The organism is Streptomyces paromomycinus (assembly GCF_003865155.1).
Taxonomy (GTDB): domain Bacteria; phylum Actinomycetota; class Actinomycetes; order Streptomycetales; family Streptomycetaceae; genus Streptomyces; species Streptomyces chrestomyceticus.
This window is the reverse complement of sequence record NZ_BHZD01000001.1, coordinates 941,700-964,232: the sequence shown is the minus strand read 5'-3', so window position 1 is coordinate 964,232 and position 22,533 is coordinate 941,700. Positions and strand designations below refer to the sequence as shown.

Sequence of the window (22,533 nt, the reverse complement as noted above, 5' to 3'; positions counted from 1 at the left end):
CATGAACAGAACGCAGAAGATCCAGCAATTCATCGAAGAGCGCTTCCTCGTCGAGTTCGGCGGTGAGGTGACGGCCGAGACGGACCTCTTCAAGGCGGGAGTCATCGACTCCTTCGGCTACATCCAGCTCATGTCCTTCATCGAGGACGAGTTCGCGCTGCGGATCTCCGACGACGACCTGCTCGCGAACGTCTTCGTCTCGCTCGCGGACCTCGACGCCTTCGTCGCGGGGGTGGCCGAAAAGAGCGCCCGGGCGGGCGCCGGACAAGGAGGCGTACCGTGTGCGGACTAGCCGGCTTCATCGCCCCGGCGCTCCCGGCCGACGACGTGCCCGGGGTCATCACCGCGATGCTGGGACACATCCGGCACCGCGGCCCGGACGAGGCCGGGTACTACCTCGACGACGGCGTCACGATGGGAGCCGTACGCCTGTCGATCGTCGGGCTCGCCACCGGCGCGCAGCCCATGGCGGATCCCGACGAGCGGTACTGGATCTGCTTCAACGGTGAACTGTACAACCACATCGAACTGCGGGAGGAGCTGCGCCGGCTCGGCCGGCCGTTTCGCACCGACTCCGACACCGAAGTGGCGCTCCAGGCCTGGATCCAGTGGGGCGAGGCGTGCCTGCCGCGCTTCAACGGGGCCTTCGCCCTCGCGATCCGGGACGCGCACTCGGGCGACCTCGTCCTCGCGCGTGACCGGTACGGCAAGCGCCCGCTGTTCTACACCGACCACGGTGGCGCCTTCCTCTTCGCGTCCGAGATGAAGGCGTTCCGCGCGTTCCCCGGCTTCGGTTTCGCCCTCGACCCGCGCGAGCTGGCCTCCGTCTACGCCCTGTGGACCCCGCTGCCCGACCGCACCCCGTTCCGGGGCATCCGCCAGCTCCCGGTCGGCGGCGTGCTGACCGTCCGCGGGGACCGCCGCAGCCTGCGCACGTACGAGGAACTGCGGGTCGACGCCCCGGCGTTCACCGGCACGGAGGCCGAGGCCGCCGCCCACGTCCGGGAGGCGCTGCGCACCAGCGTCGGACTGCGCCTGCGCAGCGACGTCGAGGTCGGCGTCTACCTCAGCGGCGGCCTCGACTCGTCCATCGTCACCAAGCTGGCCACCGACCTCTCGCCGCACCAGGTGCGCACCTTCTCCGTCCAGTTCGAGGAGGCGTCGTTCGACGAGTCGGACAGCCAGCGGGTGGTGGCCGATCACCTCGGGACACGGCACTCCGCCATCTCCGTCACCGGCGCGGACATCGCCGAGGGGTTCGAGGCGGCGGTGTACCACGCCGAAGTCCCTGCCTTCCGCACCGCCTTCGTGCCGATGTATCTGCTGTCGCGCCACGTACGGGACGCCGGGATCAAGACGGTCCTCAGCGGCGAGGGGGCGGACGAGGCGTTCCTCGGCTATTCGCTCTTCCGCGAGACGCTGCTGCGCGCCTCCTGGGACGACCTGGACGAGGACGAGCGGCAGCGCCGGCTCGCGGGCCTCTACCCGGAGCTGGAGCATTTCGGCCCCGCGCACCGCAAACACCTCACCGGCCTGTTCCGCCAGTTCTCCACCGAAAGCCTGCCGGGCCTCTTCTCCCACGAACTCCGTTACCAGAACGGCCGTTTCGCCGTACGGCTCCTGAAGGAACGCGACGAACCGTTCGCGGACCTCCTCGCCATGGTGCGCTCGGACCCCCGGTACGCGGCCCTGTCGCCGGTGCAGAAGGCGCAGTGGCTCGAATACAAGACGCTGCTGGCCGGCTACCTCCTGTCGACGCAGGGGGAACGCATGAGCCTGGCCCACAGTGTCGAGAACCGCTGCCCGTTCCTCGACCCGGCCGTCGTCCGCGCGGCCGCCTCGGTGAATCTGCGCTTCGACGACGGATTCGAGGAGAAGGCGATCCTCAAGAAGGCGTTCCGCGGCGAACTGCCGGAATCGAGCCTGACCCGGCCCAAACAGCCCTATCGCGCGCCGGGGGCCGCCGTCTTCAAGAAGCAGCGCCCCGACTATCTCGACCTGCTGCTCTCCGACGCGGAGCTGGACAGGCTCGACTGCGTCGATCCCGTCTTCGCGAGAAAACTCGTCAACAAGATCATGACCACCCCTGACGAGCAGATCAGCACCAAAGAGGACCAGGCGTTCGTCTACCTGCTCTCGACCGCCGTCCTCAACCAGCAGTTCGTCCTCGACCGGGAAAGGTATATGGGAACCCCATCCGAAGCCGCGCTCAACCTGCGTACGACCGTGGACCACCGCCGGGCGCGGCTGAGCGCCGGAGGAACCCGATGAGCGACCCGCAGTCCCCGCACCCGGACGACGTGGCGGTCATCGGCCTCGCCCTCCGCTTTCCCGGCGCCGAGAACCTTCCGGAGCTGTTCGGCCATCTCGTCGAGGGACGGTCACTGATATCCGAGGTACCGCCCGAACGCTGGTCCAAGGAGCGCTATTTCGGCGAGCCGAAGAGCGGCACCGACCGCACGAGCAGCGTCTGGGGCGGCTTCATCGAGCACGCCGACCGCTTCGACGCGTCGTTCTTCGGCATCTCGCCGCGGGAAGCCGAGAGCATGGACCCGCAGCAGCGGTTCGCGCTGGAACTCTCCTGGCAGGCGATCGAGGACGCCGGATACCGGGCGAGTGCCTTCGCGGGCACCCGGACCGGTGTCTTCATGGGCGTCTGCCACGCCGACTACGCGGAACTCATGGAGCGCGAGAAGGCGCCCACCGACGTGTACTTCCCCACCGGTACCGCGTATTCCGTCATCGCCAACCGCGTCTCGTACTTCTTCGACTTCCAGGGCCCGAGCATCACCAACGACACCGCGTGCTCCAGCTCGCTGGTCTCGGTCTACGAAGCGGTCTCCGCGCTGCGCAACGGTGAGTGCGGCCTCGCCCTGGCCGGCGGCGTCAACCTGGTCTGGTCGCCGAAGCACTTCGTCGCCTTCAGCCAGGCCGGCATGCTCTCGCGCACCGGCCGTTCGCGCGCCTTCGACCAGGACGCCGACGGGTACGTACGGGGCGAGGGCGGCGCGGTCCTCGTGCTGAAGCCGCTCGCCCGGGCGCTGGCGGACGGCGACCAGGTGCACGCCGTGATCAAGGGCATCGCCACCAACCACGGCGGGCGCACCAGCTCCCTGACCGTCACCAACCCGGCCGCGCAGGCGGACCTCGTCGAAGGGCTCTACACGAGCGCCGGCATCCGCCCCGACTCGGTGACGTACATCGAGGCCCACGGGCCGGGCACCCCGGTCGGCGACCCGATCGAAGTGGTCGCGCTCAAGCGGGCGTTCCGCGCCCTGCATGCCGCGCACGGCACCGAGCCGCGGCCGGAGAGCTGCGGCATCGGGTCGGTCAAGACCAACATCGGGCACCTCGAAGGGGCCGCGGGCGTCGCCGGGATGGTCAAGGTGATCGGCGCCCTCGCCTGCCGGACGCTGCCCGCGACGGTCAACTTCACCCGGCAGAACAAGCTGGTCAAGCTCGACGGCAGCCCGTTCCGCATCGTGCGCGGCACCCAGCCCTGGGACGCGCCGCCGCCCGCGCCCGACGGCGGCGCGGCGCCGCGCCGCGCGGGTGTCAGCTCCTTCGGCTTCGGGGGCACCAACGCGCACGTGGTGCTGGAGGAACACCTGCCCGCGGCCGACGACGCGCCGGACGCCGAACCCGGCGGCCCGCACCTCGTACCGCTCTCCGCGAAGACCCCCGACCGGCTGCGCGCCGTCGCCCGCGCCCTCCTCGGCCACCTGCGCGCGCAGGAGGAGGAAGACGAGGACGGCCCCACCGCCGGGCTGCGCCCCGCACAGCGGCTCGCCGACATCGCGTACACCCTGCAGACCGGCCGCGAACCGATGGCCGCACGCGTCGCGTTCCTGGTGAGCGACCGCGCCGAACTGGCCGCGTCCCTCGACGCCTTCCTGGACGGCACGCTCGCCGACTCCGCCGTGCACACCGGCGCCGGGACGGCGGCCGACGAGGCGACCGCGCTCCTGGAGACCGCGACGCGCTGGGCCGAAGGCGGCCCGGACGAGGACTGGGCGGCGGAGTACGCCACGCGGGACGAGAACGCCCGCCCGCGACGCGTACGGCTGCCCGTCTACCCGTTCGCCCGCGAACGCCACTGGTTCCGCGTCCCCACGGAGGACGGCGCGCCGGACACGGGGGCAGGCCCGGCGCTGCACCCGCTCCTCCACCGCAACACCTCCAGCCTCTTCGAGCAGCGCTACACCTCCGCCTTCACCGGCGACGAGCCCTTCCTCGCCTCCCACCAGGTACGCGGCGCCCGCGTGCTGCCCGCCGCCGCGTACCTGGAGATGCTCCGGGCCGGGGTGGCGGCGGCCGTCGGACACGGCGCCGGCCCGGGTCCGGCGGTCCGCCTGCGCGACATCGCGTGGCTGCGCCCGCTGGTCGTGGCCGACGCCCCCGCCGAGGTGCAGGTGGGACTCTTCCCCGGGGAGGACGCCGACGGCACCGTCTCGCTCACCGTGTACACGGGCCCCTCGGCACACGACCCGTCGGCCGTCGTCCACTGCTGGGGCACCGCCGAGACGGACGCCCCCGAGGAGCCGCCGGCCCTCGACCTCGACGCGCTGCGCGCGGCCTGCCCCACCCCGCACGACCCCGCGGACGCGTACGCCGCACTGCGCGCACAGGGCCTCCAGTACGGCCCCGCGATGCGCGGCATGACCGAACTCCGGCTGGGTGACACGGAACTGCTCGTCCGGATCGAACAGCCGCGCCCCGGCGACGAGGGCACCGGACACGTCCTGCCGCCCAGCGTGCTGGACGCGGCCCTCCAGGCCACCCTGGTCCTGATGGCGCACACCGCGCCCGGCCCGGCCGCAGGCCCGGCGCTGCCCTTCACGCTGGACCAGGTGGACATCCACCGGCCCTGCGCTTCCGGCACCTGGGCCTGGATACGGCGCAGCGGCGACAGCGGCTCCGACACCTTCGACATCGACCTGTGCGACGCCGAGGGCGTCGTCGGCGCCCGCCTGCGGGGACTGGTGCAGCGCACCGCGCCGGCCGACGACGTGTCCGCCCGGCCCGGCGCCCCCACCGCCGACGGCTCGGCGCCGCGTGTCGTCGCGGGCACCTGCCGCTGGGCGGACGCGCCGCCCGCCACGGACGGGCCCGGCACCACCACGGACGGGCCCGGCACCACCACGGTGCACGGCTTCCTCGCGGGGCGGGCCGCCGGCCACGCCGCAGCGGTCGCGACCGCCGCCGGAAGCCCCGTGACCGCACTGCCCGCCGTCACCGCCGACCGGGTCGCCGACGGCGTGGACGCCGTACTCGGCCTCCTCGTCGAACAGCTGCGGGACGTACTCGGCGCCCGTCCGGACCGGCCGCACCGCTTCGTCGTCCTCGTGGACGACCGGGTGCCCCGGCACTTCCACGCGCCGCTCACCGGCCTCTTCCGGACCGCCGCCCTGGAGAACCCGCTCGTCGGCGGGCGCCTGGTACGCGTCGCCGGACTCGACACCGCCACACCCGAGCGCATCGCCCGCCTCCTCGCCGAAGAAGGCGCCGACCCGTACGGCGCCTGCGAACTCCGGCGCACCGAGGAGGGCACCCGCCAGGAATGGCGGCCCGAGGACGTCGCGCTCGGCGAGGGGCCGCGCGTGCCGCCGCTGAAGGAAGGCGGCGTCTATTGGGTGACCGGCGGCCTCGGCGGGCTCGGGCAGCACCTGGCGCGGTACTTCGCGCGCCGCCCCGGCGTCACCGTCGTACTGAGCGGCAGGACGGAACTCCCGGAGACGGACGACACCACCCTCGCCGCACTCCGCGAAGCCGGTGTCGACGCGCACTACGTGGCCGCCGACATCGCCCGCAAGGACGACGTGGAGCGCGCCGTCCGCACCATCACCGGCGAGCACGGCCGGCTCGACGGCGTCGTGCACGCCGCGGGCGTCCTGCGCGACGCGTACCTGCTGCACAAGGACGCCGCCGACGTTCCCCTGGTGACGGCGCCCAAGGTGCGCGGCGCGCTGCACCTCGACGCCGCGACCCGCGACCTCGCGCTCGACTTCTTCGTCGTCTTCTCCTCCGTGGCGGGCGTGTACGGGAACTCCGGACAGGCCGACTACGCCGCGGCCAACGCCTTCCTGGACGCCTTCGCGCAGCACCGGCAGGCCCTCGTCGGCGTCGGGGAACGCTCCGGCCGCACCGCCGCCGTGAGCTGGCCCCTGTGGGCCGACGGCGGCATGACGGCCGACGCCGTGACGCGCGCGACGATGCGGGCGGAACGCGGCTGGGAACCCCTGCCGACCGAGGACGGGCTGCGTGTCCTGGGACGTGTCCTGGACGACGACGCCCCGAGTCACGTCGTCGTCGCCTTCGGTGCGGACGCCACCGTCGGCCTTGAGCGCCGCCTGCCCGCGGCCGAGGCGGCACCGGTCACGTCCGGTGAGCCCGTGACCGGCCCGGAGCTGGACGAGGGCGTACTTCTGGAGCGCACGGCCGACCTGCTCAGGCACCACCTGAGCGAGGTGCTCCACCACGACCCCGCCGCGATGGACCCGGCGGTCAACCTCGTCGAGTACGGGATCGACTCGCTCAGCATCCTGGAGATGACCGCGCGCCTCGAAGCGCTCTTCGGACAGCTGCCGAAAACGATCTTCTTCGAGTACCTCACGATCGAAGGCGTCGCCGGGTACTTCGCCGGGACGCACCGCGACAAGCTGCTGGCCGTACTGAAAGCGGCGGACGGCCCGGAGGCCGGAGACGGCACGCAGGCGACAGCGGCCGCCGCACCGCCCGCCCCGCGCGCCCGCTTCACGCGCCCCGCACCGGCCCGGCCCGCCGCGCCCGCCCGCGACGGTCGCGACGGTCGCGACGGCGGTGCGGCCCGCGACGACCGCCACGACATCGCCGTCATCGGCATCTCGGGCACCTACCCGGGCGCGGACTCGCTCGACGAGCTGTGGACGCTCCTCGAAGAAGGCCGCCACACCTTCGAAGAAGTCCCGCGCGACCGCTGGGACCACGACGCGATCTACAGCCCCGACCGCGAGGTCCCCGGCAAGAGCGCCATCCGCACCGGCACGTTCCTGCGCGACATCGACCGGTTCGACCCGCGCTACTTCCGCATCTCCAAGCGCGACGCGGAACTGATGTCCCCGGAGGTGCGCCTCTTTCTCCAGACCGGCGTGGAAGCCCTGGAGGACGCGGGGTACTCCCGTGAGACCCTCCAGCGGCAGTACGACGGTGACGTGGGCGTGCTCGTCGGCGCCATGAGCAACCACTACGGGCTGCACGGCTTCCAGAACAGCCTGCTGCGCGGCTCGCCCGCCAGCGGCAGCTACACCGGGACGCTGCCCAACATGCTGTCGTACTTCTACGGGTTCACCGGCCCGTCGATCTTCCTCGACACGATGTGCTCCGGCTCGTCCACCTGTGTGCACCAGGCCGTCCAGATGCTGCGCGCCGGCGAGTGCCGGATGGCCGTGGCCGGCGGCGTCAACCTGCTGCTGCACCCCTACAACCTCGTCACCTCCTCGCACGAGCACTTCACCACCGCCACCTCCGACGTGATCCGCAGCTTCGGGCTCGGCGCGGACGGCACGATCCTCGGCGAGGGCGTCGGCGCCGTCGTCCTCAAACCGCTCACCGAGGCCGAACGCGACGGCGACCACGTGTACGGCGTCATCAAGGGCACCGCCCTGTCCAACGCGGGCGCCCGCAACGGCTTCACCGTCCCCAGCCCGCACGCCCAGGCCCGCGCGATCGACAAGGCGGTCCAGGACGCGGGGATCGACGCCCGCACGGTCAGCTATGTCGAAGGGCACGGCTCGGGGACGTCGCTCGGCGACCCCATCGAGGTCAAGGCGCTGACCACCGCCTTCCGCAAGCACACGGAGGACTCCGGGTTCTGCGCCCTCGGCTCGGTGAAGTCCAACATGGGGCACCTGCTGCACGCGGCCGGCATGGTCGGCCTGGCGAAGGTGCTCCTCCAACTGGACAAGCGCACCCTCGTCCCGTCGCTGCACAGCGCGGAACTCAACCCCGACATCGACTTCTCCGGCACGCCCTTCCGCGTGCAGCGCGAACTCGCGCCCTGGGAACCGGCCGTCACCGAGGACGGCGGACGCACCGTCGTGCACCCGCGGCGCGCCGGACTCACCTCCATCGGCGCGGGCGGCATGAACTCGCACATCATCATCGAGGAGCACGTCCCGGACCCCGCCGCGCGCCCGTACGACACCACCGACGGCCGCGACGAACTCCTCGTCTTCTCCGCGATGACCGACAGCGCGCTGGAGTCGTCCCTCGTCCGCTTCCGTACGTATCTGGAGCAGGCCGACCCGGCCGATCTGCCGTCGATCGCCCACACCCTGCGCGTCGGCAAGAACGAACTGCCGCGCCGCTGGGCCTTCTTCGCCAAGGACGTCCAAGGAGCGCTGCGGGCCGTCGAACGCCGGCTCGCGGGGGACGACGACCTCGACGCGGCCCTGGCGAGCGACGACCCGCGCGCCGCGGAGGCCCGCGAACTGGCCGTGACCTGGACCGGCGGCAAGAGCGTCGACTGGGCCCGGCTGACCGGGACGCGCAGGCTGCGGCGCGTCCCGCTGCCCGCCTACCCGTTCGAGCGGGTGCGGTGCTGGGTGCCGCAGGAGGACGGCGCGCCGTCCGTCCTCGCGCCGCTCGCCCTGCGCGACAAGCTCCACCCGTTCCTCGGCCGCAACGAGTCCGATCTCGACGGCCTGCGGTACGGCCTCGACGTGCACCTGGACGACCTCGGCGACTACGGCTACCAGCGGGACAAGGAACCCCGCGTCGTCCCCACCTTCGCCCTCGACCTGGCGCTCGCCGCGGCGAAGGTCTCCGGCTTCGCGGCCGACCCCGTGGTACGCGGCCTGCGGATGCCCGCCCCGGTCGCCTGGGACACCACCGAGCGGCTGGTCACGACGGTGATCGAACCCCCGGGCGAAGGCGCGGCGACCGGCGCGGTGTTCGCGCAGGACGCCTCCGGCGCCCGTACGCTCGTCGCGGCCTTCGAGGCGTACGACGCACAGGAGGCGGGCCCGCCCGAGCGCGGCGCGTCCCCCGCCGGCCTGCGCGGCAGCGCGGTCCGTGTGCTCGACGCGGACGAGGTCCGGGCGGAGTTCGCCGACGGCGGGCTCGTCCACCCGGCGCTGCTCTCCGGGGTCACGGGCGCGTACTGGCTGCCCGACGGACGGCTCGTCCTGGACGTCACCGCGCCGGAACTGCGGCGCGACACCGTACGGCGCAACGTCACCCTCGCCCCGCACGTCCTCACGGCCGTCACCCAGGGCCTGCGGCTGGACGCGAAGCACCGCGGCCTGCCGGACTGGCGGGAGACACGGCCGCACCGGATCGCGGAAGTGCGCGTCCTCGGCGCGGCGGGCGACGGCGAGGCGGCGCACGTCGTCCTCGTACCGGACCCCGCTCCGGCCGGCGACGGGCCGTTCGAGGGAACGATCCGGCTGCTGGACGGCAGCGGCGCGGTGCTGGCGGAGTGCGGGGGCGTCAGCTGCGCGGACGACGGCGGCGCACGTGACGACGTACCGCACGCACCGCGCGAGCGGCAGCGTGTTCCACGCGCGAACCCCGGGGCTCCCGGCGACGGCCTCACCGCCTTCGTCGTCGCCGGGCTGCGGACCCTGGCGTCCGGCATCCTCAAGTACGAGCCGGCCGAACTCGACGCCCACACCGGCTTCGACGCCTTCGGCTTCGACTCGATCTCCTTCGTCACCTTCGCCCGGCTCATCGGCGAACGGTTCGGCGCCGAGGTGACGCCCGCCGCGTTCTTCGACGTGAACACCTTCGACGCGCTGGCCCGCCACCTCGTCGCGGAGTACGGGGAGCCCGTGCGGGCCGCGTACGAGCGGTCGGGGAGCACGGCGGAGAGGACCGCCCCGGCGGCCACCGTCACCCCTGAGCCGACGGCTTCGGTACGGACCGCACCGGCTCCCGCCCCCGCGTCGCCCGCGGACTTCCCGCAGCCCGTCGCCGTCATCGGCGCCGCGGGCCGCTTCCCCGGCGCGCCCGACCTCGACACCTACTGGGCCAACCTCGTCGCGGGCCGGGACTCGGTCACCGCCTTCCCCCTGGACCGCTACGACGCCACGTACCGGCGCATCGCCGAGGCCGCCGACTTCCCCCGGCACGCCGGCGTCCTGGACGACGTGGACGCCTTTGACGCGGAGTTCTTCCGCGTCTACCCGCGCGAGGCGGAGCTGATGGACCCGCAGCACCGCCTCGCCCTCGAAACGGTCTGGAGCGCACTGGAGGACAGCGCGTACACACCCTCCGACCTGCCACGGAACACCGGCCTGTTCCTCGGCGTCTCGGGCACCGACTACGCGACGCTGCTCACGACGTACGGGGTGGAGCCGGACGCGTTCACCTCGACGGGCAACGCCCACTCGATGCTCGCCAACCGCATCTCGTACGTGCTGGACCTGCGCGGGCCCAGCGAGCCGGTCGACACCGCCTGCTCCAGCTCGCTGGTCGCCGTCCACCGGGCCGTCGAGGCCATCCGGTCGGGCGCCTGCGAGGCGGCCGTGGCCGGCGGGGTCAACCTGCTGCTCAGCGTGGACACCTTCGTCAGCGCGCACCGCGCCGGGATGCTGAGCCCGGACGGCCGGTGCAAGACCTTCGCGAGCGACGCGGACGGGTACGTGCGCGGCGAAGGCGTCGGCGCCGTGGTGCTCAAGCCGCTGGCCGCGGCCGAACGGGACGGGGACGCGATCCTCGCGGTGCTGCGCGGCAGCGCGGAGAACCACGGCGGCCGGGCCAACTCGCTGACCGCCCCGAACGCCGACGCCCAGGCCGAACTGGTCACCACGGCGCTGCGCGGCACCGACCCCGACACCGTCGGCTACATCGAGGCGCACGGCACGGGCACCGCACTGGGCGACCCCGTCGAGGTACGGGCCCTGCAGACCGCGTTCCGCAGGCTCGGCGCCACCGGCCGGGCCGCCTGCGGACTCGGATCGGTCAAGACGAACATCGGACACCTGGAGGCGGCCGCCGGTATCGCGGGGCTCCTGAAGACCGTCCTCGCGATGCGGCACGGCGTGCTCCCGGCGACGCTGCACTGCCGCGAGATCAACCCGTACATCGAACTCGACGGCGGCCCGTTCCGGATCGTGCGCGAGAACGAGCCGTGGCCGCGCCCGCGCACGGCGGACGGCCGGCCCGCGCCCCGGCGCGCGGGCGTGAGCAGCTTCGGCTTCGGCGGCGCCAACTGCCATGTCGTGGTGGAGGAATACGTGCAGGACGATGCCGGTACCGAGGCCCCGGAGGCCAGCGAGACAGTGGACGCCACCGACACCACCGACACCACCGACGTGATCGTGCCCCTCTCGGCACGGACGCCGCAGCAGCTGACCGAGGCGGCGGGAAACCTCCTCGCGTACCTCGAAGGCCCCGACCCGGCCGGCCTCCGCTCGGTCGCCTGGACCCTCCAGGCGGGACGCCAGGCGATGGCCGAGCGGGTGGGCTGGGTGGTCCGCTCGCGCGGCGAACTCATCGGCAAGCTGCGCACCTTCGTCAGCAGCGGGGAACGGCCGGAGGGCGAGGCGGCGCGCAGTCAGGTGCTGGCGCGCTGGACCGAAGGTGCGGCCGTCGACTGGCGCGCGCTGTACGGGCCGCGCGTACCGAAGCGGGCCCACCTGCCCACGTATCCGTTCGCCCGCGGGCGCTACTGGATACCCGGAACCCGTTCCGAGGCAGCTGCTGAGGTGGCTGCCCCTGAGGTGGCGTCCTCTGAGGTGGCACCCGACGACAGCCCCGTGATCGGTACGACACTGCTGACGCCGCGGTGGACCCCACGTCCGGCCCCGTCGAGCACCGACGCCGGCGGTGCCGCCGACCACCGCGTCGTGATCCTGTGCGGCGCGCTCACCTCCGCGCGCGGTGCGGTCGAGCGGAGCGTGCCCGGTGTGCGCTGCTTGACCGTCGAGTCGGCCAAGCAGCGCTTGGACAGCCGCTTCAGGGACGTGTCACAGCAGGTCTTCGCGATGGTCCGGGACATCGCCGCCGACGCGCCCGGAGGCCGCACCACCCTCGTCCAGGTCGTGACACCGGCGGACGGCGACGAGGCGGTCAACCTGGCGCTCGCCGGGCTGCTCCGTACTGCCTCCCTCGAAATCCCGGCTCTGAGAGGCCAGTTGATCGCCTTCCGTGGCGTCCGTACGGATGACGCCGTGGCCGCCGCCGTCGTCGCGGACGCCCGGGAAACGGACGCCGGCCTGGTCCGCCACGAGGGCGCCGAGCGCTCCGTACGGACCTGGCACCCGGCAGCGCCCCCGGCGGACGCAGCGGACCTGCCGTGGCGCGCGGGCGGCGGATACCTGATCACCGGCGGCGCGGGCGGTATCGGCGCGGCCGTGGCCCGCCGCATCGCGCGGGACGTCGAACACCCGGTGCTCGTCCTCGTCGGCAGGTCGCCGCAGGACGACCGCATCGAAGCGCTCCTGGGCGAACTGCGCGCCGCCGGTGCCGCCGCCCGCTACGAGAGCGCGGACGTCTCGCGCTGGGAGGAGGTACGCCACCTCCTCACCCGGGTCCGGGAGCACGCCGGAGAACTGTCCGGGGTCGTGCACGCCGCCGGCGTCCTGCGCGACGCCTCGCTCACCGGCAAGACGGCCGAGGACTGGGAGGAGGTGCTCGCACCGAAGACCGACGGTCTGGTCCACCTCGACCGGGCCACCCGGCACGACCCGCTCGACTTCTTCCTCACCTTCTCCTCGGGCGCCGCGGTCACCGGCAACCCGGGCCAGGCGGACTACGCCACGGCCAACGCCTTCCTCGACGCGTTCGCCGCGCTCCGCGACGCGCGGGTCGCGGTGGGGGAGCGGGCGGGCCGCACCCTGTCGGTCGCCTGGCCGCTGTGGAAGGACGGCGGGATGACCGTCGACGCGGGCACGCTCGCCCACCTGTGGCGCAGCCGCGGCCTGGCGCCCATGGAGACGGCCGACGGACTCGCGGCGCTCACCCGCGCCTGGCGCCTGGGCGCGGAGCAGGTGTGGGTGTACCACGGTGACGCGGCACGGGTGCCGGAGACTTCGGGCCGTACCGCCGCCGCGCAGGCGCCGGCACGGGCCGGAGCAGCGGCAACGGCCCCGGTGGACGGGCGCCTCGCGCGCGAGACCCTGCGCCTGCTGGTCGCGCTCTTCGCCCGGGTCACCAAACTCCCCGCGCGGGCCGTGGACGCCGACGGGGAACTGGGCGCGATGGGCCTCGACTCGATCCTGATCGTCCAGTTGAACAAGGAGCTGGCCGCCGTGTTCGCGGACGTACCGACGACGCTCTTCTACGAGTTCCCGACCCTGCGGGCGATCGCCGGACACCTGGCGGCCGAGCACCCGGAGACGGCCCGCGCCTGGGCCGGTGCGCCGGCGACGGCCGGCCCGGAGCCGTCCGGTGAGGCGGTGACGGACCGTACTCCCGCGCCGTACGCCGCCCCTGCGCCCAGCTCCGCCGCCCCCGCGCCCAGCTCCGCCACCCCCGCGTCCCGCTCCGCCGCCCCCGCGGACCGCGAACCCATCGCGATCATCGGTATGAGCGGCCGCTACCCGCAGGCCGCCGACCTCGCCGCCTTCTGGGAGAACCTGAAGGCCGGGCGGGACTGCGTCGGGGAGATCCCCGCCGACCGCTGGGCGCTGGACGGTTTCTTCGAGCCGGACCGCGAGAAGGCGGTCGCCACCGGACGCAGCTACAGCAAGTGGGGCGGCTTCCTGGACGACTTCGCCGCGTTCGACCCGCTGCACTTCCGGATCGCACCGCGGGACGCCTACGCCATGGACCCGCAGGAGCGGCTGTTCCTCCAGGCGGCGTGGCAGGTGTTCGAGGACGCCGGGTACTCCCGCGAGGAGATCGCGCGCCGGCACGGCAGGCGCGTCGGCGTGTTCGCCGGGGTCACCAAGACCGGCCACGGGCGGCACGGCGCGGGACGCCTCCCCTCGGGGGAGACCGTCGTCCCCGCGCTGTCCTTCGCCTCGCTCAGCGCCCGCACGTCGTACGTCCTGGACCTGTGCGGGCCGAGCCTGACCATCGACACCATGTGCTCGGCGTCGCTCACCGCGATCCACGAGGCGTGCGAACACCTCCACCAGGGGGCCTGCGAGATGGCCGTCGCCGGTGGCGTGAACCTGTACCTCCACCCGCTCGACTACGTCGAACTGTGCCGTTCCACGATGCTGTCCACCGACGCCCGCTGCCGGAGCTTCGGCAGCGGCGGCGACGGCTTCGTCCCCGGCGAAGGCGTCGGCTGCGTCCTGCTCAAGCCGCTCTCGCGCGCCCTCGCCGACGGTGACCACATCCGCGCGGTCGTCCGGGGCACCAGCATCAACCACGGCGGCCGGTCCAACGGCTACACGGTGCCCAGCCCCCGCGCCCAGGCGGAACTGCTGCGCGACGCCCTGGAGCGCGCCGGTGTCACGGCGCGGGACGTGAGCTGCGTCGAGGCGCACGGCACCGGTACGGAACTGGGCGACCCGATCGAGATCAAGGGCCTGACCAGCGCCTTCGAACAGGACACGGCGGACCGGCAGTTCTGCGCGATCGGCTCGGTGAAGTCGGCGATCGGCCACCTGGAGGCCGCGGCGGGCATCGCCGGGCTCACCAAGGCCGTGCTCCAGCTCCAGCACCGGCAGCTCGTGCCGAGCCTGCACGCCGAGGAGCCCAACCCGAACATCGCCTTCGAGAAGACGCCGTTCTTCGTACAGCGCGAGCTGACACCGTGGGAGACGGCCGGAGGGCCGCGGATCGCGGCGGTCTCCTCGTTCGGCGCGGGCGGCTCGAACGCCCACGTCGTCGTGGAGGAGTTCGGCGAGCGGTACGGCGCCGGGCCCGCACCGGCCACGGCCGCCGGCCGCGACCAGCTCTTCGTCCTGTCGGCCCGCACCCCCGAGCACCTGCGCCGCTCCGCCGAACGCCTGGTGGCCCACCTCGGCAGCGACAGTGCTACGGACACCGACCCGGCCGCCCTCGCCTTCACCCTCCAGACGGGGCGCGAGGCCATGACCGAACGCCTCGCGGTGGTCGCGTCCTCGGTACGGGACCTGCGCGGCGCCCTGCTGGCCCACCTCGACGGCGCGGACACGGTGCCGGGCGTCCACCGGGGCACCGCCGGGAGCGCCCAAGGCGCCTTCGCGGAGCTGGCCGCCGACGACGACCTCCAGGAACTGCTGATCGAACGCTGGGTACGGGCCGGGAAGCTGGACCGGCTGGCCGCGCTCTGGACCGGCGGGGTACCGCTCGACTGGCGCGTACTGCACGGGCCGGACACACCCCGGCGGGTCGCGTTGCCGACGTACCCGTTCACGCGGGACCGCTACTGGATCGCGGATCTCGACCCGGTGCGCGAGGAGGCCGCACCGGGCGGCCTGCCCGCCGTGCCGCCGCCGGCCTCCGAGCCGGTGATCGCTGAGCCGTCGGGATCCGCAGCATCCCTGGAGCCCTCGGCATCGCTGGAGCCCTCGGAATCCCCGGTGCCTTCGGAGCCCTTGGACGAGCGGGTCGCCCGCGTGGTGCGGGACAAGCTGGCGCGGGCCCTCGCCATGGGCGAGGACGAGATCGACGGCGCGCTCGCCTTCGCCGACTACGGCGTCGACTCCATCCTCGGCGTCCGCCTCGTCCACGAACTCAACGAAGCACTCGCCCTCGACCTGTCGACCAGCGTCATCTACGACCACAGCTCGGCCGACCGCCTCACCGCCCACCTGCTGACCGACCACCGGGACGCCATCACGTTCACCGACACGCCGGTACCGGCCGCCGCCACCCCGGTACCCGCCCCCGCTCCCACACCCGCCCCCGCATCCACAACCGTCCCCGCACCCGCCACCATGACCCGCCCCCGGCCCGGCCGCTCCGGACCCGCCGACTCCCGGCCCCCCGTCGCCGTCGTGGGCATGAGCGGACGCTTCGCCGGCTCCGACACGCTGGACGAGCTCTGGCAGCACCTGGTCGACGGCGACGAGCTCGTCACCGAGGCCACCCGCTGGGACCTGGCCGGCCCCGACCCGGCCGACGCGGCGCGCCGCTGCACCCGGGGCGGCTTCCTCGACCGTATCGACGCGTTCGACCCGCTGTTCTTCAACATCTCGGGCGTCGAGGCCGCCACCATGGACCCGCAGCAGCGGCTCCTGCTGGAGGAGTCGTGGAAGGCCCTGGAGGACGCCGGTTACGCCGGCCGGCAGCTCAGCGAGCGCCGCTGCGGTGTCTACGTCGGCTGCTGGAACGGCGATTACGCCGAACTGATCGGCGCGGACGCCCCCGCCCAGGCGTTCTGGGGCAACACCGCCTCCTTCATCCCGAGCCGGGTCTCGTACTTCCTCAACCTCAAGGGCCCGGCCGTCGCCGTCGACACGTCGTGCTCCAGCTCGCTCGTCGCTCTCGACCTCGCGTGCAAGGACCTCTGGTCGGGCGAGACCGAGTTGGCCCTGGCGGGCGGTGTCTTCGTCCAGTCCACACCGCGTCTGTACGAGCTGGCCGGGCGCGCCAACATGCTCTCGCCGACCGGGCGCTGCCACACCTTCGACCACCGCGCCGACGGCTTCGTGCCGGGCGAGGGCGTCGGTGTGCTGGTCCTCAAGCGGCTCGACGACGCGCTGGCCGACGGTGACCACGTGCACGGGGTGATCCGCGGCTGCGGCACCAACCACGACGGCGCGACCAACGGCATCACCGCCCCGAGTTCCGTCTCGCAGGAGAGCCTGCTGCGCGAGGTGTACGAAGGCTTCGGCGTCGACGCCGGGCACATCCAGCTCGTGGAGGCGCACGGCACCGGCACCAAGCTCGGCGACCCCATCGAGTTCGGCGCGCTGACCCGGGCGTTCCGGGCGAGCACCGACAAGACCGGCTACTGCGCGCTCGGTTCGCTCAAGACCAACCTCGGGCACACCCAGTTCGCGGCGGGCGTGGCCGGAGTACTGAAGATCCTGCTCGCGCTGCGGCACCGGCAGATCCCCGCCTCGCTGCACTTCGAGAAGGCGAACGAGGCCGTACCGCTGGACGGCAGCCCCTTCTACCTCAGCACCCGCACCCACGCGTGGCAGGCGCTGCCCGGCGTCCCGCGCCTCGGCGCCGTCAGCTCCTTCGGGGCCAGCGGCACCAACGCCCATGTCCTCGTCGAGGAGGCACCGCCGGTACCGCGCTCCCGGCCGCGTCCGCGGACCCCGGGCCACCTCGTGGTGCTGTCCGCACACTCCCGCGACCAGCTGGCCGAGCAGCTGACGCGCCTGGCGGCGCACTGCCGTCGCGAGCCGTCGCCGGACCTCGGCGACCTCGCCCACACGCTCGTCGTCGGCCGGGAGCACTTCGCGCACCGCTTCGCCTGCGTGGTACGGGACCGTGCCGAACTGCTGCGGGTCCTGGACGAAGGACTCGACGGGCCGCACGCGTTCACGGGAGGCCCCGGCGCTTCCGGTAACGGCGCGGTGCGTCTCAGCAGCAGCACCGAGGGTGCGCCGGGCCGTACGGACGAGGAGATTCTGGCCGGTCTGAAGTCCCTCGCCGAGCACTACGTACGGGGCCAGGACCTCGACCCCGGCGCGCTGTTCACGCCCGGCGCCTACCTGCGCGTGCCCCTGCCGACGTATCCGTTCGCCAAGGAGAGCCACTGGGCGACGGACACCCCGCCCGCCCGGGCCGAAGCGTTCCGGCCCGCGCCGGCGCGGCCTGCCGTTGCACAGCCCGCCGAGCCCGCGCCGGGCTCCCTCACGGCGGGCACGCCGTCGCCCGTGCCCGGCACGGCCGGCGCGGTGCGCACCGTGACCGTCCTGACCGGCGAGGAACCCCTCCTCCGCGACCACTCGGTGGGCGGCCGGCGGGTCCTGCCCGGCGTCGCCCACCTGGAGATGGCCCGCGAGACGGCCCGGCACGCACTCGGCGCCGACGCCGCGACACCGCTGTGCATACGGGACATCACCTGGGTCCAGCCGCTCGTCGCCGACGGCACGCCCACCGAGGCCGAAGTCCTCGTCACCCCGGTGGACGAGCACACCGTCTCCTTCCGCGTCACCTCCGGGACCGCCGGCCCCGCCGTCTGCTCCGAAGGACGCGTCAGCCGCTCCGACACACCGCGCCCGCCCCGTACCGACCTCGCGGCGCTCCGCGCGCTGTGCCCGACCCCGGTGACCCCCGAGCGCATCAGCGCGGCGCTGGTGGCGATGGGCATCACCCACGGCCCGTCGCTGCGCGCGGTCCGCGCGGCCTACGCGGGCGACGGCGTGGTCCTCGCCGAACTGCGCATGCCCGACGCCGCCGACCGGCCCGCCACGCCGTACGTCCTGCACCCGGCATTGATGGACTCGGCCGTGCAGGCGTCGATCGCCCTGCAACTGGCCGGGGGAGAGGCGTCCCGCGAAACGGTGGTGCCGTTCGCGCTGGAGCGGTTGGAACTCTTCGCGCCCTGCGCGGACTCCATGTGGGCCGTCGTCCGCGTCGCCGACGACGGCGCGGCGAGCGCCCTCAGCAAGCTCGACATCGACCTGCTCGACGCCGACGGGGCGGTGTGCGTCCGGATGACCGGCTACACCTCGCGCCGGGTGAAGGAGCCGCTGCCGTCCCTGTTCGCGCCCGTGTGGGAGCCGCTGCCGGGTACGGAGACGGACGGCGGCGAGGAGACGGCCGTCCCGTCCCGCACCGACCGGGTCCTGGTCGTCGGCGGTACGGCCGCCGAGCGCGCCGCGGTGGCCGTCCGGCACCCGCGTGCCACGGCCTGGCCCCTGGCCCCGTCCGCGCCGCTCGACGAGGTCACCTCGTTCCTCGCCGCCGCCGGGCCCGTCGGCCACCTCCTGTGGCTCGCCCCCGGCACCGCGCCCGCACTCACCGACGCGCCCGCCGTCGTGGCCGCCCAGGAGGACGGCGTCGTCGCGGCCTTCCGCATGATCAAGGCCCTGCTCCGTACCGACCACGACGCCCGGCCGCTCGGCATCACCCTCGTCACCCGGCGCGGCCTGGCCACCCACGCGGCCGAGGACATCCGCCCGGCCCACGCGGGCCTGCACGGCCTGTTCGGCTCGCTCGGCCGCGAGTACACCAACTGGACGGTCCGGCGCGTCGACCTGGACGAACCCGACGGCACCCCGGAGGAGCCGGACGCCTGGCTCGCCTCCGTCGCCGCGCTCCCGGCCCACTCCGGAGGCGACACCTGGGCACGGCGCGCGGGTCAGTGGCTCGTCCGCCGCTGGGCCCCGTGCGACGCCGGCCCCGCGCCGGCCGCCCCGTACCGCGAAGGCGGCGTGTACGTCGTGATCGGCGGCGCCGGGGGCGTGGGCACCGCGTGGACCCAGCACCTGGTCGAACGGTACGGCGCCCACGTCATCTGGATCGGCCGCAGCCCGCACGACGCGTCGGTGGACGCCAAACTGCGGACCGTCAGCGGCCGTGGCGACGTGCGCTACATCTCCGCCGACGCCGCCGACCCCGTGGCGCTGCGCCGCGCCCACGCCGAGATCAAGGCCCGCCACCCGCACATCCACGGCGTCGTGCAGGCGGCCCTCGTCCTGCGCGACCAGAGCTTCGCCAAGATGGACGAGGCCGCCCTGCGGACGAGCCTGGCCGCCAAGGTCGGCGTGAGCGCGGCCATGGCCGAGGTGTTCCACGGCGAGCCCCTGGACTTCGCGGTGTTCTTCTCCTCGGTCCAGTCCTTCACGACCGCGGCGGGACAGGGCAACTACGCGGCCGGCTGCACCTTCGCCGACGCGTACGCCCACCAGCTCTCCCGGCAGTGGACCTGCCCGGTCAAGGTGCTGAACTGGGGCTGGTGGGGCAGCCTGGGCAGCGCGTCCTCCGACTACCACCGGCGGCGCATGACCGGCTGGGGTTTCGCCTCGATCGAGCCGCCCGAGGCCATGGACGCGCTCGGCACCCTCCTCGGCGGCCCGCAGCCGCAGCTCAGCTTCACCAAGCTGACCCGGTCCGACGCCCTGGAGGCCGTCGACCCCACCCTCCGCACCACGGTCTACGGACGGTCCCCGGCGGCCCGCGTGACCGTCGGCGCGGCGGACGACCTGGCGGGTGACGCCGCGAACCTGCGCGCGGTGGCCGACTGGCGGCGCACCGCACGCGACCCGCTGCTCGGCCGCATGCTCCGCGGTCACCTCGAAGCGCTCGGCGCCGTCGGCCCGGACACCCCGCCCCCCGGCGGCGTCACCCGCGACGACGCCCGCCGGATCGCCCGGCAGGCCGGCCTCCTCGACCGCTACACGACCTGGCTCGAACACGCCCTGCGCGTCCTGCCCGACACCGCCCCGCCGCTCACCACGCTCTTCCGCGAGTGGGACGACCGTCGCGCCGCCTGGTCCGCCGACCCCGACAAGAAGGCCGAACTGGAACTGGTCGACGCCACCCTGCGGGCCCTGCCCGACATCCTGACCGGCCGCACCCGCCCCACCGACATCCTCTTCCCGCGCGGCTCCGTCGAACTGGTCGAGGGCTGCTACCGGGACAACCGGGTCGCCGACACCTACAACCGCGCACTGGCCGGCGCCGCCGTGGACATCGTCGCCCAACGGCTGCGCCAGAACCCGGACGCGCGCCTGCGCATCCTGGAGATCGGCGCGGGCACCGGCGGTACGAGCGTCGGCCTGTTCGCCGCGCTGCGCCCGTACCGGGACCACATCGAGACGTACACCTACACCGACCTGTCCAAGGCGTTCCTCAACCACGCACGGACCGCCTACGGACCCGACGCGCCCTACCTCTCCTGCACCCGCTTCGACGCCGAACAGCCCCTGTCCGGACAGGGCATCGAAGCCGGCAGCTACGACCTGGTCGTCGCCGCCAACGTGCTGCACGCCACCCGCGACACCCGCAACACCCTGCGCAACGCCAAGGCCGCCCTGCGCGACGGCGGCTGGCTCCTGCTGAACGAACTGGTGGCGTTCGACGTCTTCAGCCACCTCACCTTCGGCCTGCTGGAAGGCTGGTGGCTGTTCGAGGACGCCCCGCTGCGCATCCCCGGATCGCCCGCCCTGTCGCCCGAGAGCTGGCGCGACGTGCTGCACAGCGAAGGCTTCCCGGAGGTCGTCTTCGTCCTGCCGCAGGCCCGGGAGCTGGGGCAGCAGATCATCGCCGCGGAGAGCGACGGGATCGCCCGGCAGCGGGTGGTGGGGGCGGAGCGCCGTTCGGCGGCGCCGGTGGCTGCCGTGACACCGGCGGCATCCGTGACGGAGACGGCTCGTACGGTGGACCGGGCAGCGCCCGAGACCGCGCCCCAGCCCGAGCTCGTCCGTACGGAGTCCGTCCGTGAGGAGCCGGCCCGTACGGAACCCGTCCGTGAGGAGCCGGCCCGTACGGAACCGGCCCTCCCCGCCGCGGCAGCTCCCGCCCCCACCGGGGCCGACCGCGCCGCGGTCCTGGCCGCCTACCTCCGCGACAAGGCCGCCGAGACCCTCGGCGTTCCCGCCGAGCGCATCGACGCCGCCCAGCCGCTCAGCACGTACGGCATGGACTCGATCCTCGTCCTGCAACTGACCAACGCGCTCCGCGAGGACCTCGGCGAGGTCTCCTCCACGCTGCTGTTCGACGCCGAGTCCGTGGACCAGCTGTGCGCCCACTTCCTGACCGCCTCGGCCGACCGCGTGGACGCGCTGGTCGCCGGGCTGCGGCCGGAACCGGCGGCGGAGGAGACGACCACCGGGCCCGCGCCCTCCGCCACCGCGCCCGCCCCCGCCGCCCGGGAAGCGGCCCACGCCACCCCGGAAGCGGCCCCCGCCGCGCATTCCGTCAGCGCCCTCTTCCAGGCGGCCTCGCGGGACGGCAGCCTCAAGCAGGGCAGCGAACTGCTGACCGCGGCGGCCCGGCTCCGGCCTCGGTTCACCTCCGCCGAGGCCGGCCACGAGCCGGAGATCCTGCGGCTGGCGGACGGCGTGGAGCGGCCCGCGCTGGTCTGCCTGCCGTCCCTCATCGCCCCCACGGGCCCGTACCAGTACGTCAAGTTCGCCGCCGCGCTCCGCGGCCGGCGTGCGGTGTGGACCGCCGGGCAGCCCGGCTACGGGACCGGTGACGCGCTGCCGCAGACCCTGGCGGACGCGGCGGCGGCACAGGCCGACGCCCTGCTGCGGCGGTTCGCGGGACAGCCGTTCGCCCTCGCGGCGTACTCCTCCGGCGCCTGGCCGGCCCATGAGGTCGTACGGCGCCTGGAGGCGGCGGGCGCCCCGCCGGCCGCACTGGTCCTGCTCGACTCGCCCGGCTCGACCGGCGGAGCGGACCTGACCGGCGAGTCCCTGTGCCACCGGATGGCCGGGATCTCGCGCCTGCTGCTCGACCGGTTCCCCCAACTGCCGCTGGACGGCGACCAGCTCACCGCGATGGCCTGGTACGCGGAGCTGCTGGACGGCTGGCGGCCGGGCCCGGTGACCACACCGACCCTCTTCGTGGCCGCGCGGACCCCCGTGGACCAGCTGCTCGGAGACGGCCGCAGGCCCGCCTGGCTGCTGGAGCACGCCCGCGTGGAGGTGGCCGGCGACCACTTCTCGATGCTCGACGAGCACGCGGAGACGACCGCGCTCGCCGTCCACCAGTGGCTCACCGCGCACCTGTGACGCCACCGCACGGCACGCCGGGACGGCCCTG

At 73.8% G+C, this 22,533-nt stretch carries 3 protein-coding genes; all 3 read left to right on the top strand.

The window, feature by feature from the left end; all coding sequences use genetic code 11:
• Window position 1: 1 nt before the first annotated feature.
• The 3 genes from OEIGOIKO_RS03590 to OEIGOIKO_RS03580 are packed head-to-tail and all read left to right on the top strand — an operon-like array spanning window position 2 to window position 22,502.
• Entirely contained in the window at window positions 2-292 is a 291-nt protein-coding gene (locus OEIGOIKO_RS03590; protein ID WP_125051769.1) for an acyl carrier protein, read from the top strand.
• Window positions 280-2,271 carry an asparagine synthase (glutamine-hydrolyzing) gene (gene asnB, locus OEIGOIKO_RS03585; RefSeq protein ID WP_125051767.1) on the top strand — a complete coding sequence of 664 codons (1,992 nt, stop codon included), beginning with the start codon at window positions 280-282 and terminating at the stop codon, window positions 2,269-2,271. Before OEIGOIKO_RS03590 ends, asnB begins: the two co-directional genes overlap by 13 nt.
• A complete protein-coding gene (locus tag OEIGOIKO_RS03580; protein WP_125051765.1) occupies window positions 2,268-22,502 on the top strand; it encodes an SDR family NAD(P)-dependent oxidoreductase in 20,235 nt (6,744 codons plus the stop codon). The genes asnB and OEIGOIKO_RS03580 overlap by 4 nt, the downstream gene beginning before the upstream one ends.
• The last annotated feature ends 31 nt before the right edge of the window (window positions 22,503-22,533 follow it).